Annotated in this window: 14 protein-coding genes; all 14 read right to left on the reverse strand. The window is 61.0% G+C overall.

From position 1 onward, the window contains the following. Positions 1–9: 9 nt before the first annotated feature. The 14 genes from LOM8899_RS19480 to LOM8899_RS23865 all read right to left on the reverse strand — a co-directional run bounded on the left by LOM8899_RS19480 (position 10) and on the right by LOM8899_RS23865 (position 15,623). Positions 10–1,773: a CoA-transferase gene (locus LOM8899_RS19480; RefSeq protein WP_093993931.1), complete on the reverse strand. Its 1,764-nt coding sequence runs from the start codon at positions 1,771–1,773 to the stop codon at positions 10–12. Then, a complete protein-coding gene (locus tag LOM8899_RS19485; protein ID WP_133065078.1) occupies positions 1,770–2,819 on the reverse strand; it encodes a hypothetical protein in 1,050 nt (349 codons plus the stop codon). Before LOM8899_RS19485 ends, LOM8899_RS19480 begins: the two co-directional genes overlap by 4 nt. Before the next feature lie 5 nt (positions 2,820–2,824). Next, positions 2,825–4,051, reverse strand: a complete 1,227-nt coding sequence (locus LOM8899_RS19490; protein WP_093993933.1) for a CaiB/BaiF CoA transferase family protein — start codon at positions 4,049–4,051, stop codon at positions 2,825–2,827. A 19-nt stretch (positions 4,052–4,070) separates the two neighbouring features. Further along, the gene (locus LOM8899_RS19495; RefSeq protein WP_093993934.1) at positions 4,071–4,871 is read right to left on the reverse strand and encodes an SDR family NAD(P)-dependent oxidoreductase; all 801 of its coding nucleotides are present in this window, start codon (positions 4,869–4,871) and stop codon (positions 4,071–4,073) included. Positions 4,872–4,875: 4 nt separating this feature from the next. After that, positions 4,876–5,868 (reverse strand): ABC transporter permease, encoded by a 993-nt coding sequence (locus tag LOM8899_RS19500; protein ID WP_093993935.1) that lies wholly within the window; start codon positions 5,866–5,868, stop codon positions 4,876–4,878. Beyond that, entirely contained in the window at positions 5,852–7,378 is a 1,527-nt protein-coding gene (locus tag LOM8899_RS19505) for a sugar ABC transporter ATP-binding protein (RefSeq protein WP_093993936.1), read from the reverse strand. Before LOM8899_RS19505 ends, LOM8899_RS19500 begins: the two co-directional genes overlap by 17 nt. After that, positions 7,371–8,351, reverse strand: a complete 981-nt coding sequence (locus tag LOM8899_RS19510; protein ID WP_093993937.1) for an ABC transporter permease — start codon at positions 8,349–8,351, stop codon at positions 7,371–7,373. Before LOM8899_RS19510 ends, LOM8899_RS19505 begins: the two co-directional genes overlap by 8 nt. 89 nt (positions 8,352–8,440) lie before the next feature. After that, positions 8,441–9,463, reverse strand: a complete 1,023-nt coding sequence (locus tag LOM8899_RS19515; RefSeq protein WP_093993938.1) for a sugar ABC transporter substrate-binding protein — start codon at positions 9,461–9,463, stop codon at positions 8,441–8,443. 48 nt (positions 9,464–9,511) lie between these two features. Beyond that, entirely contained in the window at positions 9,512–10,606 is a 1,095-nt protein-coding gene (locus tag LOM8899_RS19520; RefSeq protein WP_168770606.1) for an ABC transporter substrate-binding protein, read from the reverse strand. Between the two features lie 425 nt (positions 10,607–11,031). Continuing rightward, positions 11,032–11,673, reverse strand: coding sequence for an RraA family protein (locus tag LOM8899_RS19525; RefSeq protein WP_211096232.1), 642 nt, complete (start codon positions 11,671–11,673; stop codon positions 11,032–11,034). 112 nt (positions 11,674–11,785) lie between these two features. Next, positions 11,786–13,060 carry a TRAP transporter large permease gene (locus LOM8899_RS19530; RefSeq protein ID WP_093993941.1) on the reverse strand — a complete coding sequence of 425 codons (1,275 nt, stop codon included), beginning with the start codon at positions 13,058–13,060 and terminating at the stop codon, positions 11,786–11,788. After that, positions 13,060–13,590 (reverse strand): TRAP transporter small permease, encoded by a 531-nt coding sequence (locus tag LOM8899_RS19535; protein ID WP_093993942.1) that lies wholly within the window; start codon positions 13,588–13,590, stop codon positions 13,060–13,062. The genes LOM8899_RS19530 and LOM8899_RS19535 overlap by 1 nt, the downstream gene beginning before the upstream one ends. 77 nt (positions 13,591–13,667) lie before the next feature. After that, positions 13,668–14,645: a TRAP transporter substrate-binding protein gene (locus LOM8899_RS19540; RefSeq protein ID WP_093993943.1), complete on the reverse strand. Its 978-nt coding sequence runs from the start codon at positions 14,643–14,645 to the stop codon at positions 13,668–13,670. 204 nt (positions 14,646–14,849) lie between these two features. Further along, positions 14,850–15,623: an IS5 family transposase gene (locus LOM8899_RS23865; protein ID WP_281253256.1), complete on the reverse strand. Its 774-nt coding sequence runs from the start codon at positions 15,621–15,623 to the stop codon at positions 14,850–14,852. Positions 15,624–15,679 lie beyond the last annotated feature (56 nt).

Consider the following 15,679-nt stretch of genomic DNA (forward strand, 5'->3'; position numbering starts at 1 on the left):
GGTGGGCTCCTATGAAGGTCGGACATCTCCAGCAATGTGCTGAAGGGCTGCTGCGTCGCGGGCCAAAACGTCATCGATCACGGCAACACGATCCCGCGCGCTTACGAATTCCAATCGGCGCAATCCAATTGGGTCGACGTGATGACGCAGGATGTAGAGGTCGTCTTGCGTCGGTTCCGCGACAGGGCCGCAATCGTCGTGAAACACGACTTTGAAACCGGTGTTCTGCACGATGTCCTCGCGCGTCACGTCCGGCATGATCTCCGTTACGACAAGCTGGCCTGCGGAATCGTCGTATCGGAACACGCAAAGATTGGTAAACACCATTACGTCCCCCGGCCTGTAACCCGCGGCGATGCGCGCCGCTTTGTCATGAATGCCGCGCGCCGCACTCACAACCTCGACCGTTTCAACCAATGCTGAAGCACTATGGCGCGGAACATAGACGACAAAATCGCGGTGCATATTAGCGACATCCGACATGCCACCCTGCCCCGGCAGCCGTAGTAAGCCCCCAGAAGGTTTAGTGATCTCGAGGGTGTTGGTCCGGCCTTGAGCGTCGATCTGAGCGGTGCCGACGATTTCACTTGTGACGAAACCGCCTTGATAGGCGACCCAATAGGTGTCCTCGCCCCCCGTAAGTTGCACTGCTGAGTCCACGTCCATCGCCTCAACCAGCGAGAGCGACATCGGACCTGCGGCGATGTCTACATGACCACCACTGAGCGTCGTGATGATCATGTCGGGCGCGTGTGTCATCTTGGCGAAACGGTAGGCCACGTTGCCCAAGGGCGAAACCGCGCCCGCGCTGGCATAGCTGTCGTTGTCGAGAGTGCGGGCGATGCGCACGGCCATTATTTCATCTACCGTCGCTGGCGCATCCATCGACACGGCGGCGGGAAGAAACTTGTCGGCGCTGATCGCTGCGCGCGGTGCCTTTGCCGCCAGCCGCAGCCTGTCCGGCACGGCGTTGCCGAGCGCGTCTGCGGCGTCGCGAAGGACTTTTGCCTCCACCAGCTTCCGCAAGGCGGCCCAGTCGTTGGTATAATACGGCAGACAAGAACAGGGGTAGGCCCCGCCCGGCACCGTGGCAATTGCGCTGACCTTGTTGCGCGGAATCACGACACCGCGTCCGTCACGGTTCAACTGCCCGACGGGGACGATTTCCTCGACCGTCACCAGCACCTTTCGCGCGGCCCCTGCCTGCACCTTATCGAGTGCATGCGCGCCGTAGATTTCGATGTTGCCAGAAGTATCAGCGCGAGCGGCGTGCATTAGGAAGACGTCAATCTCGCGCGCTTCGACCAGCATCAGGTCGCGGCCCGAGACAGGGTCCGTCCACGGTCGCAAGGCAGGGCACCTTTCCGACACCGCAGACCCTTCGGGTTTTTGCATCGGTAGGAAAGGCAGGTTCTGTTCTCGTGCCCGGAAGGCGTTGATCAGCGCCAGCGCGGGCCAGTCATTCATCGGCACCGTGCCGCCTTCGACGGCTTTGCGGAACCGGGGCGCTAGGCCAAAGATGTCGAGGCTGGAAAAGCAGATATCGATCTGCGAAACCGCCCCCGCTTCGAGCAGGAATTCCAGCGGCAGCCCCCCCGCCCAGCTGAGGTAATGCAGGTCCTTGAGATTGCGCGCCGCGAGCGTGCGGATCATCGCCATCGGCAGTCGCGCGAAATGGTGGCCACCGATGGAAATGCAGTCGCCGGAATGGACCTCGTCCATCATCGCGTCGAGGGAAAGAAACTGCGGTCGGTTAGGCTTTACGAGGGTCATGTCAAATCTTTCACACCGATCCGGTAGCGGATCGTCAGGGGCGTCTGGGGGGTCAGGTTCAGGCACGTCGGCGTGCCGCCGGCGGAGATCGGGGTGTCGCTGCGGGACAGGTCAGGCGACAGGCCGAACGCCGAACAAGCGGGTTCAATGCCGATGCAAAGGTGGCGGTTCTTCCATGGTGGGGCCGAGCGGCCCCGGTTCGAATACCACAGCACGACGCTGGGCAGCAGGTCCGCATCCCAGTCGAAGGTGACACGATATCCCCCATCTGGACCGTCTCCCCCGACGGCCATCGCGAAATGCCCGTCGCTGCCGTCGAGTTGCAGAAGGTCTTCGCCGTTCGCAGCAAATGGCAGAAGGCGCGCGTCGATATGGCCACCGCCCCGCGCCGCCACCGCGTCCAGGCTGTCGAAGGTCGTGTCCGGAGCAAAGATCGGTGCCTCCGGCTCGACCGTCAACGGGTGCGTGCGACCGACCCGGAAGCGGCCGGGCTCCAGCACGGCGGCGCCGGTCAGTGGCGGCAGGCGAAAGCAGCCGTGCAGGCCGACAGGCTCGCATGTGACGCGGCGCGCGTGGATGACGAGGTCGATGTCCAAGGCCGGCGCATCCGGCACCGGGCGCACGACGCGCTCCAGCCGGGCGATTGCGTGGTCGTCCGGATAGTCGACATGCATCGAAATCGCATTGCTACCGCTCTCGTCGAAAGTCCAGCGCGCGGCGGAACCGTATCCGTGCACATCGGAGACCTGCGCCGCCGCCTCGATGTCTCCGGGCCAGCCTGTGGGCCAGCTTTCTGGCCCGTCCGGCGCGGGCATTGGATAGCCGAAGGGCACGCAGGGCCACTCTCCCTGCAACCCGGCCAGCAGACCGTCCGCGCCGTCGTCGTCTCCTTGCGTCAACCACGGCGCGCTATGAAAGGGGCGCACGGTTCTGCCACCGGGCAGTGCAAAGGCACTGGGTCCGATCATGCCGCCAAAGGCGCTGACGCTGACCTCCCCATGCGCCCACGCCATATGACGTAGCTCGTTGTGAACGGTGCGACCCATGACGTTCAGCTCCGCGCCTTGGTGTTTTCCTTGGTCTGGATGGTCATATCGCCCGATGCGATCAGCGCTTCGATCTCGGCTGCGTCGATGCCGTGTTCGGCAAGGATATCCTGCCCGTGCTGACCGATCATCGGCGCGGGACGGCTGATTTCCGCAGGCGTCTCGCTCATCCTGACGGCGGGACCGACGCATTTGACCGTCCCCGCGATCGGGTGCTCATAACTGGTCATCAGCCCAAGGTGAACGACCTGCGGGTCCTGCGTCGCGCTACGGAAATCCTTGACCTCGGCGGTCCAGACGTCCGCCTCCAGAAGGATCTCGAGCAGCGGATCGCAGTCAAATGTCAGGGTGACCTTGTTGACCTCTTCCCAAATCTCGTCGCGCTTGGAATACAGCTGATCGCGACTGTCGTAGCGCAGCAGCTCTTCGGCCCCGAGGGTGCGCATCAGGTGGCCGAATGGGCTCATTGCGATGGACACATAGCGCCCGTCCTTGGTGGCGTAGATGCCAAAAGGGGCCTCGGCACCCGGATGACCGATGCCCGAATTGGGACGTTCGAAATCCTGATCGAGGTTCAGAACCGAGACGTATTCCTGATTGAGGTGCGCCATCATGCCGGCCATTAGGTTGACCTCGATCTTTTGCCCCTTGCCCGATTTGTGCCGCCAGATGATCGCGGACAAGATCGCATAGACCATATTCATCGCGCCAAGCTGATCGGGCATCCCTGCCCCCAATGGCACCGGCGGCTGATCGGCTCGGCCCGTCGCTGCCGCCACGCCGGTCAGACCCTGGATCAGCATGTCCTGACCGGGGCGCGACACATAGGGGCCGCTTTCGCCGTAGCCAGAGCCCGAGCAATAGATGATCCGCTCGTTGACCGCCCGGAAATCCTCATATCCGTAGCCGAGTTTTTCCATCACGCCGGGGCGGAAATTCTGCACCACCACGTCGGCATCCTTGGCCATCTCCATGATGATCTCGCGCACGCGGGGCGATTTGAGGTTCAGCGCAATGGACCGCTTGTTACGGTTCCACGACAGGAACGACGGGCTTTCACTGCCGCCGACCCATTTGTTGAAGAACGTCATGCCGCGGAACATGTCGCCCGTTCCCGCACGTTCGATCTTGACGATGTCAGCACCCATATCGCCCAGCAACTGCGTCGCGAAGGGGCCTTGCAGCAGATGACTGAAATCGAGGACTTTGATGCCTTCGAGGGCCTTTTCCATTTTTTAGATCTCCGCGGGGTTATTTGGCGTCTGGTTGAAAGAATTCAGGGACGTATCGAGGTGCGTTCGTCAGCCCTCCGTCCACCTTGAGATCGATGCCGGTGGTGAAACCTGCAAGATCAGATGCGAGGTAGACCGCCGCCTCGGCCACTTCCTCGGCCCGGCCGATCCGGCCGATGGGATGCATCTTGACCCAGGTCTTCGACAGGTGCTCGCCCAAGTCGGCAACGACCTGTAAGTTCATCGGGGTGTCGATGGTGCCGGGCGAGATCGAGTTGACCCGCACGTTGCTGGGGCCGAACTCTACCGACATTTGGCGTGTCATCGCCATGATCGCCCCCTTGGCACCGGCATAGGCCGTCCACCCATCAAGGCCGATGTGGCCCTGCGCAGAGGCGATATTGATGATCGAGCCGGATTTCTGAGCGATCATCGCAGGCAGGACGGCCTTACAGCATCTGAAGACGGACGTCAGGTTTACCGACATGAGCCGGTCCCACTGGGCGTCTTCCATCTCGTGCAGGGGCATGCCGCCGATGGCGATGGCGGCGTTATTCACAAGAACGTCGACGCGGCCGTGCGCGGCGAGCACCTCGTCGAACAGCGCCGTGACGTCCCCCGCCATGGCAACATCGCAACGGTGATAGGTCGCGGCACCGGGGCCGGCGTTCAGCCTCTCGGCGGCAGCCTTTCCCTTGGCGTCGTCGATATCCGACAGCCAGACATGCGCGCCCTCAGCGGCCATGGCAGAGGCGATGGCGTAGCCAATGCCGTCGGCGGCACCGGTCACGACGCAGATCTTATCCTGCAATCTATTCATGACCCTACTCCTTGCTTTTTTTGTAGCTGTCGAGGCTGACGGCGGCGACGATCACGATACCTGTGATAACGAGTTGCCACTCTGTCGGCGCATTGATCATACCCAAACCGTTCGACAAATAGGCGAGGATCAGCACACCGAGTGCAGCGCCAAGAATGTTCCCGCGCCCACCCGCCAGACTTACCCCGCCCAGAACGACGGCGGCAATCGCCTGAAACTCGTAACCCTGCCCCGAGGTATGCACCGCGGCGCCAAGCCGCGACGCCAGCAGGATGCCGGCAATCGTGGCCAGCGTCGAACTGATGAGAAAGCAGATAAACTTGATCCGTCGCACGTCATAGCCGACCATGCGGGCGACCTCTGCACTGCCACCGGCCGCATAAATGCGCCGGCCGAAGCGGGTCTTATGCATGATGAACATGACCATCAGGACGATCACCCCCGCGATGATCGCGGGAATCGGCATGATACCAAAGGCCTTGCCGTTGCCGATGGCGAAAAAGCTGTCGAGGTAGGCGGTATCCGCCTGCGCGCGCTTGTTCGTCCACAAATACACGCCGCCCCGGATCAGGAACAGCATGCCAAGCGTCACGATCAGCGAATTGATCCTCAGGTAGGCCGACAGATAGCCGTTGATTGCGCCAATCATCAGTCCTAGGACCAGCGCGCCCAGAATGCCGAGGCTCAGTGACCCAGTCGCATTCATGATCTCGACCAGCGGCAGAGCCACCGCCGCGACCAGAGAGCCCACTGAGATATCGACCTCGCCCCCGATCAGCGCAACTGCGACGCCAGTTGCGATCAACAGGATGATCGACGCCTGACCCAATACGTTGGTCAGGTTGCGGGTAGTAAGGAAATACTCGGACAAAGACGAGAAAACGATGACGATCAGCACCAAGCTCACGAACAACGCGATCTCGCTCTGCCCCGCCACCTTGCGGAGCGTGCGCGACAGCATATTTTGCGGCAGGGCGGGATTAGCGGATAGCGGCATCGAGGATCTCCTCCTGGGTCGCGTTCTCACGGGTGAATTCGCCGGTCATGCGGCCCTCTGACAGCACATAGATCCGGTCGCTGAGGCCAAGCAGTTCGGGCATTTCCGACGTCATCAGAATGACTGCCAGCCCTTGCGCCGCCAGCTCGTCGATCAGGGCGAAGATCTCGGCCTTGGCGCCTACGTCGATACCGCGCGTCGGCTCGTCCAGCACCACGGCTTTCAGGCCGAACATCAGCCAGCGCGACAACAGCACCTTTTGCTGATTGCCCCCCGAGAGGTTGCGAATGGGTTGCCCCAACCGTGCCAGCTTGATCGCAAACCGGTCGACGAACCCCTCTGCCTGCTTCGTCTCGGCACGGTGATCCATCAGTCCGTTCCTGGTGAACTGGTCGAGTGCCGCCAGCGTCATGTTGCGCGTCACGCTTCCATCGAGCATCAGACCTTCGGTCTTTCGATCCTCGGACAGAAGGCCAATGCCCAGTGCCTTGCTCCGGACGGTGCTGTGCGGCTTTAGGTCTTCTCCGTCGATACGAATACGGCCCTTGGTGATCGGATCGAACCCGACGATCGCCTTTGCCACCTCCGTCCGCCCGGCCCCCATCAGCCCGAAGAAGCCTACGACCTCGCCCGCGCGCACGTGAAAGCTGATGTCGTCGAGCCGTTTGCTGGACAGGTCCTCGACCTGCACGATCTCGCGTCCCACCGTGCGGTCGGAATGCGGGAACAAACTGGTGATTTCGCGCCCGACCATGTCCTTAACGAGGCTTGCGGGCGTATGCTCAGACGTCGGTTTGGTCGATACCCAGCGCCCGTCGCGCAGCACCACGCAGGTGTCGGCGATCTCGAAGATCTCTTCGAGCTTGTGGCTGACGTAGACGATGGCGATGCCAAGCTTGCGCAACCGGTTGATCACCCCGAACAGGTGGGTGACCTCTGCGGGCGTGAGCGACGACGTAGGCTCGTCCATGATGACGATCCGCGCGTCCCGCGCCATCGCACGGGAAATCTCGACGAGCTGCTGTTCGCTGACCGAGAGGTCCTTGACCTTTGCGCGGGTGTTCAGGGCAAAACCCGCGCGGTCGAATATCTCCTGAGCCCGGCGATGGATCTCGCGCCAGTTGACGAGGTTCGCTTTGCCGGCGAGATGGTCTTCGAGGAACATGTTCTCGGCCACGGAAAACTCGGGGATCAGGGCGATCTCCTGAAACACCACCTTGATCCCGGCATCGAGCGCATCTGCCGGATTGGTAAAGTCCTGCGGCACGCCGTCGATCTCTATCTGCCCGCTGTCGGCCTTGTGGATGCCGGCCAGAACCTTGATCAGCGTCGATTTTCCGGCACCGTTCTCCCCCAGCAGCGCGAGGACCTCTCCCGGTCGTACTGAAAGGCTCACATCGTCGAGCGCCTTGACGCCCGGAAAGCTCTTGCTTAGGCCCGTGACGGCGAGCGCCGGTGCCAGATCGTGAAAGTCGGCGGCCCCTGCGGTTGCCACGTCTGACTTACCCATGTGCGGGCCCCCGCTTCTTCTGGTCCATGTAGAGCGCGAGGATCAGCACCAGCCCCGGCACGATGATCTGCAGGTCCTGATTCCAGCGCAGCATGATGATCCCATTGTCGATGATCTTGAGGATGAGCACCGCAAGGACGGTGCCGAGGATCGTGCCGCGCCCGCCCATCAGGCTCGTACCGCCCAGCAGAACCGCAGCTATCACGGTCAGCTCGAATCCCGTGCCCGCCGTCGGTTGGCCCGCATTGAGAAGGGAGGCAAGGATGACGGCCGCAAGACCTACCAGCGCACCGGTCATTACGAAGGCGCCGAATTTGACGCGTGCCGGGGAATATCCTGACAGCCGCACTGCCGCCTCGTTGGCCCCGCTGGCAAAGACGAGCCGTCCGCCCCGTGTGCGCGCGAGATAGAACCAACCAGCCAAAGCAACAACGGCTGCGAAGACCACCGGCACCGGGATGCCCAATATGAACCCTGTCGCGATCTTAGGGAAGATTTCGATCTGATGATGGTTCTGAACGGCTTCGCGGGTGTAAAGATACACCCCGCCTTGAAGAGCCATCATCATCGCGATTGTCCCGATCAGCGAATTCACCTTAAGGACGAGCGTTACGAAAGCATTGATCAGTCCGACCCCCGCTCCGAAAGCGATGCCCGCCAACGCACCGAGCGCGACCGAGTTTGTCTGGTTGATTACATCCATCACGACGCAGGACGCGAAGGCGAGGTTCGCCCCAACAGAGATGTCGACCTCGGCCGTGATCAGCAGAAATGTCATGCCTACCGCGACGATCAGGACCAGCGAGCTTTGGTGAAGGATCGCGACCGCATTGCTAGGAGTGAGAAAATTCGTGGCCGCGAGGCTCAGGCCCACGACCAGAAGTGTCAGAACAACGACGAGAAAGCCGTATTCGGAATTGAACACTCGCCGGAGCAGCGCACCCGAACGGTCGTCGTCCGTCAAATCACGCATCGAGAGCCCCCTTGAAGGATGGTTGGGGAACGCGCTGCGCGTCCCGGTCTAGTGCCCCTGCGCCCGAACCGGGCGCAGGGGCGATAAGATCAAAGGTCCGAAGCGTACATCATGCACTGCTCGGGTGCTTCCAGCGCGTTGACCGCATCCCACTGAATCTCGCGGCTTTCACCGTCGTAGCTGTAGTAGGACGACACCTCGCCGAGAGTGAGCGCCGTCGTCGGGCTAATAACATATTCGGGCACCTCTTCGCCGTTGAACAGAGCGACAGCCGTGTCGATGGCCGTGAAGCCGATCTTCTCGGGGAACATCGCGGCCTCAAGCTGATAAGGCCCTTCTGTCTGCATCTCGTTGAGGAACGCTAGCCCTTCAGCGCCGGTGCCGACGACCATTAGATCATCCTCGGGCAGACCAGCCGCGCGCCATGCCTGCAGCGCGCCAAGCGCAGAGGAGTCGTTAATGCCGTAGATCACGTCGATATCGGAATCCGCAGCAAGTGCCGCTGCCGACACTTCCTGCGAGCGATCCGGGTTGCCGCCACCGTCGAGGTCATGGACCATCTCGGCAGAAGGGATGACAGTCTGCAGACCATCCATGAAACCCCGGCTGCGCAGGATCGTCGCAGACAGTAGCGGCAGGCCGACGTTCATTACCCGAATGCCTTCGGCATCCGCACCAAGTGCTTCGCCAGCGGCGACACCGGCGAGATACCCTGTGTCATAGTCACAGATTGCCACGACGGTCTGCATGCCCGGCGCGGGGTTGCCCTCGAGCACGATCGGCACACCGTCAGCACGAGCGCGGCGCAGGATCGGCACAACGCCTTCTTCGTTTACCGGCGTCATGATGATCACGTCCATCTCCCGCGCCATGAAATCCTCGGCGGCGGCGACCTGGCGGGCCATATCGAGGTTGGCGTCGATCACTTCGACGGTATGGCCCAGCTGTTCGGCGCGCTGTTCCATGCCGAGGATGACGTTCTGATACCACTCGTGGGTGGCGTAGTTGACAATATAGCCGATCCGCAGCCCCTCGCCGTCCTGCGCCAGCGCAGTCGTTCCTGAAAGAGCCGCTGCTATCGCAACCGCCGATAGAACATGTGTCGATTTCATTTTGATTCTCCTCCTGAATTTGTCGAAATCCCGATTGCCCTCCTGCAATCAGGCCGAGATTGTCACCCTTTTTGCATTGTCTGCACGAAGGGCGTCGTAGGTCGTCGTCTGCCAAGACCAGAACGCTTCATGCGTGATCTCGCCGGTGACGGCTTTGGTAATTTCGTGGGTCGCATCGTGAAAGAACGGGACGAAGCCGGGGATATTGGGCCTCAGGAAGGCCGCATCCATCGCAGGCAGACATCCCGACAGGAACCCGTTCGTCGCCGCATCCGCCTCGCGCGAGACCCAGGCGGACCGCATCCCGGGTTGCCCCCCCTTGCGCACGTAGTCACCGGCCTGAAAGGCCGGGTCGACCAGACGTAGCGCTTGTGCCACCGCCGCTTCGGGATTCTTACTCTGCGCGCTTACCGCGATGCCGGCGCCACCCAAGAGACCCCGCGCCTGCAGCCCGGCGGCGGCCCGTGGAACGGACGCGAAGCGCAGCTGCCTTTCCGATGCCGTGGCGTAGTTTACATAGTTGAAGGCAAATGGCGTGTAGACGATATCGTCGCTCGCCGACATGTAATCGAACAGCTGAATAGGGTTCCACGTCATCGAACTGGGATGGGCGACCTCGGCAAGTCGCCGCATAAGCTCAACCACTTGCAAGCTGATCTCGCGCGACAAGAACGGCCCGTCGTCCTGACCCGGCGCAGCACCGAGGCTCGCGGCAATCGTCACGTAGCTGCACATCAGATCAGTAGGCTTTGCCGCCCACCCGACCCATTTACTCTTGGCTTTCGCTTCAATGCCGAGAGACACGACATCATCGAGCGTATCTGGAACATCCGCATTAATCTCGGCCAACAAATCCGGTCGCCAAGCCGCAGTCACCGCCGCCGCATCAATCGGCAGCGCGTAGAGCCCGCCCTCAAAGAAATAAGATTTGTAGGACTGGCCGACCTGATTGTTCTCGAGCATCTCGATATCCTCAGCCGACAAATACGGCAGCAGGTCCAGCATCAGACCGTCCCGCGCGATGTCTCCGGTGAACGGATGGTCGTAGATGATCAGATCGTTCTCGGGAGTGAACTCGGACAGGTCCCCCTCCCCGAAACTGTAAAGTGACCGGCGCGACCACTGCACGACCGGGTCATCCACGAGCGGCCCCCAGCATCGCCGATGATCCCACGCTACTCCACAAAGCTCTGTCATAATCGAATCGTCTCCTTTCGAGAAAGATAGCCATATTTGGCGTATGCGCAAAGTATTTTTTATTATTGAAATCTTGCGAAATCCGAGAGTACGCCGATAGCGTCGCAGTTCCGAAATATTTTCATGCGGCCAGTCCTGTTCCGGCACCGAAGACGGCAATTATCGACGCGGCAAATTTCAGACCAATGGGTTGCCGTTCCTCGACAACGCCCCGTCCTTCCCAAGTTCTCCGACTTGGTAGATGACCGGCCGCAAAGGCGAAGAAACCTGGCTTTCGTGAAGACATCCACCAGACGATCTGTCGTCGCGTGAAACTCAATACGGCGTCAAAGCAACTCACGGGAAAAGCGCCCGACTGAGGTCACCAAAACTTACATCACGCCGAACTTCTCGAAGGCTTCGACAGTCCCCATCCCGCCCGCCAGAGCTTTCCTGACGGCGCTCTCGGTGCGTACCTTCTCCAAAGCGCGCCGGATGACTTCCGCCTCGCGGTCGCGAGGAACGATGACGATTCCATCGCAATCGGCAAAGACGATGTCGCCGGGACGCACGTCCACACCGCCGATCCGCAACGGCACGTTATAGTCGAGCACTTTGCCGCGCGGCCCCTGATCCTGCGCGTAGCACCCGCGCGAGGCTACCGGCAGACCGATTTCCAGAATCTCATTGCTGTCGCGGACATAGCCGTCGAGCACGGCCCCTGCCGCCTTGAGGTAATGCGCCCGCGTTGACATCAGCCCGCCCCACAGCGCAAAATCCGGCGAAGCCCCGGTGCATATGTAAACGTCGTCCTGCGTCAGACTATCGAGCGCCTCGAACATCAGACCAAAAGGTTTTGCCATCAGTGGGTTTGCGCTGTTATCGATCCTTTCGGCGAAAACGTCTGCTTCAAGCACAGTCACCGCCCTGCCCGCGATGATCATGCCGCGGTCCAGCACGCGAAGATAAGGTGGAAGGAATTGCTTCTGCAGGCCGATCTTGTCCATGACATCGCCGATGACGGCGGTGAACAATTCCCGCCGCATCAAATCGAAGAGATCGGCATCAGTGGTCCATTCAGCAACAGGCTCTTGGGTCATTGGACATTCCTTGCGTTAGAAGATGTTCGAGCTGAGGTCTCGCCGGTCAACCGCTCCCGCCTAGAAGCGTCGAGACTGCGGGCACGAAAATGAGGATCAGCGCGACGAGCAAAAAGACCAAAAGAAACGGAATGATCGCCTTGCTGAACTGTCCGATGGACACGCCAGTGATGGCGCATGTCGTAAACATCACTGTTCCGACAGGTGGGGTGATGCCACCCATATGAATCATGAAGACGAATACGATCCCAAAATGGACTGGGCTCACCCCGAGTGCCTCGGCCACGGGCATCAGCATCGGCGCCAGAACCAGGATGAGCGCTGTGCCCTCGATGAAGATTCCCGCAACAAGAAGCAGCAAGGACAGCAGGATCAGCATCACTGTCCGGTCATCCGTGACAGACAAAAGGCTTTCCCCGATTGCTTGCGGCACATGGTTGAACGTCAAAACCCAAGTCAGTGTCGCAGAAGCAGCGAGGATCAAGATAATCGCAGCGCTTGTCACGATTGTGGAACGCAGCGCTTCGACCAATTCGCCTAGGCTGGTCTCGCGGTAGAAAACAAGAAAGACCAGCGTGTAGGCGACGGCCAGTCCGCCCGCCTCCGACGGCGTGAAGACGCCGCCGCGAATTCCGACGATGATGAGAACGGGCATCAGGATCGCAGGAAGCGAATGAAGAAACGCGACACCAAGTGGCACGTCGTCCTCTATTGTCTCCCGCGCCGGGTCCCAGCCATTTCGGCGGCATTGGAAATGCACGAGCACCAAGAGCGCCGACGCCAATAGAAACCCCGGCAGGATTGCGGCGGCGAAAAGCGCGCCGATTGATGTGTCGGTGACAAACCCGAACAGGATGAGCCCGATGCCGGGCGGAATGAGTGGCGCTATCAGTGCAGATGAGGCCGTCACAGCCGCCGAAAACGCCGCCGGATAGCCGTTGCGTATCATCTGCGGCACGAGGATTTTTGACTGCATGGCTGCGTCGCCATTTGCAGAGCCCGACATGCCCGATAGCAGTGTCGAAAGCACGACGTTGGTCTTGGCGAGGCCACCCGAATAGTTTCGCGTGAGCGCCAGAGCAAAGCGCGTTACCCGGTGCGATATGCCCGAGATGTTCATCAATTCGCCTGTCAGGATAAAGAGCGGCACCGCCAGGAGCGGAAAGCTCTGCGTCCCCATGACCAGACGCTGCGCCGCGACGACGTCGAGGATAGCGGGGTCGGCCACGACCCATGCGGCGATGATCGCCAGAAAGATCAGCGCGACCGGGACTCCCGCCAGTGCGAGGATGACAAACAGCCCTGCGGAGATCCAGCCCATCACTTGCTGTCCTTGAATAGGGTTGCGTGGCCGGTTTGCGGTGCGGCCAAGGCCCGTGGAGCGCCCCCGCGTTTGCTAAAGGCAATGAGCAGCTTGAGGAAATATTCGATCGACAGCAGCCCAAAGCCGATCGGAAGGCTGGCGTAGAGCCACCCTATGGAGATGCGCATGGAGGGAATGACCATGACCGCTCGCCCGAGCAGCTTTACCCCGAACCACAGCGTCCCGAGCGAAATCGCCAGCAAGGCGGTCAGACGCACGATCTCGATCGCGCGTCCGGTGCGCGGCCCGACGAAATCCTCGGGCCTGATGATCGAAAGATGCGCGCCCTTGTGCTCGGCCAGCGACAGCCCCAGAAAGACTGTCCATGCAAACAGAAGCGTTGACAGATCGTATGAATAGACCAGCGGCTGCCCGATCGCATAGCGCATGACGACCGCCAGAATGACCAATGCTACCAGAAAGATCAGTAACAGCGCCGCAACGAAGAAGGTGGCCCTATTGATCCAGTCGGAGATCGTTCCGATCATGCGCGTCCCTCCTCGAACCTAGGCGTCGCGCGCCGCTACGCCAAGCGGCGGCGCGCGACCGACAGACCTGCGGTCAATCAGCCGTCGATGGCAGCGCGGGCGCGCTCGAACAGGCCTTCGGACCAGTTCGGGAAGGAGTCCGCGATACCCGCGGCCCGGGCCGAGAATGCCGCGCGGTCGATGTCGGAGATGATCGTCATGCCGTTGGCACGCAGCTCTTCGATACCGGCCTCGTAGCCCCCCAGGGCCGCAGCGGTCATCTCGTCGCAGGCGACTTGCGCTTCCTCAAGGACGATGGCTTGCTGGTCTTCAGCCAGACCGTTGAACGTCGATGCCGCGATTATGATGGGCGAGATATCGAGGATGTGGTTGGTCTGGATCAGATAGCGGGCGCTTTCGTAATGGCGCTGGTCCAGAATGGCCGCCGGCGGGGCCTCTGCCGCGTCGATCACGCCCTGGGCAAGCGCGGAATAGACATCCGGCCATGGCATCGGCGTGGGCGCTGCCCCGAAAACCTGCTTGACGAGCTCGGTGTACATGGTGACCGGCTGAACCCGGACCGACAGGCCCGCCATATCCTCGGGAGCGTGGACTTCGGTTTCGCGCGTGTAAAGGTCGCGAATGCCGAAGGCGAAATAGCACATCACCTTGATGTTCGCCTCTGCCTCCGCCCGCGCCTCGAGTTCTGCGATCACGTCGCTATCCAGAAGGCGCTGCGCGTCCTCCATCCCGTCGTACATGAAGGGAAAGGCGATGATGTCGAAGTCGGGAACGAAGTTTGCGATGCTGCCCGGTCCGACCTGGCTTGCCATGTCGCTGCCCAGTGCGATCTGCTCGACGACCTGCGAGGTCTCACCAAGCTGGCCCGAGGGGAACATCTCGAACACCACTTCGCCGTCGGTGCGTGTCGAAATGGCCTCTGCCATGCTGCTGATCGCCGTGTTCACGAAGTGTGTGGGCGAATTCATGTGGCCGAAGCGGATCGTTGTTTCCGCCTGCGCAGCCCCCGCCATGGCGGCGACACCGGCGACAGTAAGGTTCAGAATCGTTTTCATTGTATCCTCCCTGATATTTCACAATTCAAAAACCTTTTTCATTTTTAAGTCAAGCGGCATTATCCGCCAAGTTTAGAAATGGGCAGCTGCCTAGGGAGACACGGCGCAGGTCACACGACGCACCCTGCCGGTCGCTTGACACTTCGGTCGGGCCTTGTTGCACAAAGCGGCTGCTGACGGGACCTCCCCCTTCCCCAGACACACTTAGCCCACGGCCTTTGTGACGGGTATTCCGAGTGCGGTATATCCGTTCATGATAGCAATGCGGACCTGGACCTCGGCCACCTGGCGGTCAAAGTCTCGCGCCATGAGGCGCTGCCCCAGCAGCTTCATGCAGTCTATCTTTGTCTCCGCCCGGCTTCGGCGGTGGTATCCACTCCAGTCTCGCCAGATCGTCCGCCCCAGGGATTTCGACGCTCGAAGAGCTTCGTTACGTGCCACCGCACCGGCCGTGGTCGGCTTCCAGGGTTTGGCATTCTTGCGGGGCGGAATGACGGCGTGGGCGCCTCTATCCGCAATGGCATCGTGGCAATTGCGCGTGTCGTAGGCGCCATCTACGGTCACGCTGCCGATCTCCTGCTCAGGTGCGATCTGGCTGAGCAAATCGGGCAGCACTGGCGCGTCGCCGATGTGGTTCCCGGTGACCTCGACCGCCCGGATCTCGCGCACGCTCATCCCCCGCGCATACATCGAGATCACCTTGTCATCGAAATCAGGAAATCGCCGCTGATACTTCGCGATCAGCTTCGGGTCGAACGTGCCGTTTCGGTCCCGAGGAAAGTCCAGCGTCACCTTCGACGTGCCGGTCAGCATCGTCTTTCGGAACTTGCCGTTGCGGTGATTGCCGACGCTGCGGCCGGCGTCGCCGACAAGATGCTCATCCAGCTCAGTGTTCAGTAGCCGCTCCGACAGCGCCTTCTTCAGCTCATCGACCAGCCCGTTCTTCGCAAACAACTCTTGCGGGTCGCGGCCAGCCAGAAGCTAGTCCAGTAGGTCCTTCTCGATCGCCATGTGATGCTCCTCTTAATTCCATT

The sequence above is a fragment of the Flavimaricola marinus genome, assembly GCF_900184895.1.
Taxonomy (GTDB): Bacteria; Pseudomonadota; Alphaproteobacteria; order Rhodobacterales; family Rhodobacteraceae; genus Flavimaricola; species Flavimaricola marinus.

What these genes read in the sequence shown, in the direction of transcription:
- LOM8899_RS19480 (WP_093993931.1), bottom strand. Translation starts at nt 1,773, where the DNA reads ATGACCCTCGTAAAGCCTAACCGACCGCAGTTTCTTTCCCTCGACGCG.
- LOM8899_RS19485 (WP_133065078.1), bottom strand. Translation starts at nt 2,819, where the DNA reads ATGGGTCGCACCGTTCACAACGAGCTACGTCATATGGCGTGGGCGCAT.
- LOM8899_RS19490 (WP_093993933.1), bottom strand. Translation starts at nt 4,051, where the DNA reads ATGGAAAAGGCCCTCGAAGGCATCAAAGTCCTCGATTTCAGTCATCTG.
- LOM8899_RS19495 (WP_093993934.1), bottom strand. Translation starts at nt 4,871, where the DNA reads ATGAATAGATTGCAGGATAAGATCTGCGTCGTGACCGGTGCCGCCGAC.
- LOM8899_RS19500 (WP_093993935.1), bottom strand. Translation starts at nt 5,868, where the DNA reads ATGCCGCTATCCGCTAATCCCGCCCTGCCGCAAAATATGCTGTCGCGC.
- LOM8899_RS19505 (WP_093993936.1), bottom strand. Translation starts at nt 7,378, where the DNA reads ATGGGTAAGTCAGACGTGGCAACCGCAGGGGCCGCCGACTTTCACGAT.
- LOM8899_RS19510 (WP_093993937.1), bottom strand. Translation starts at nt 8,351, where the DNA reads ATGCGTGATTTGACGGACGACGACCGTTCGGGTGCGCTGCTCCGGCGA.
- LOM8899_RS19515 (WP_093993938.1), bottom strand. Translation starts at nt 9,463, where the DNA reads ATGAAATCGACACATGTTCTATCGGCGGTTGCGATAGCAGCGGCTCTT.
- LOM8899_RS19530 (WP_093993941.1), bottom strand. Translation starts at nt 13,060, where the DNA reads ATGGGCTGGATCTCCGCAGGGCTGTTTGTCATCCTCGCACTGGCGGGA.
- LOM8899_RS19535 (WP_093993942.1), bottom strand. Translation starts at nt 13,590, where the DNA reads ATGATCGGAACGATCTCCGACTGGATCAATAGGGCCACCTTCTTCGTT.
- LOM8899_RS19540 (WP_093993943.1), bottom strand. Translation starts at nt 14,645, where the DNA reads ATGAAAACGATTCTGAACCTTACTGTCGCCGGTGTCGCCGCCATGGCG.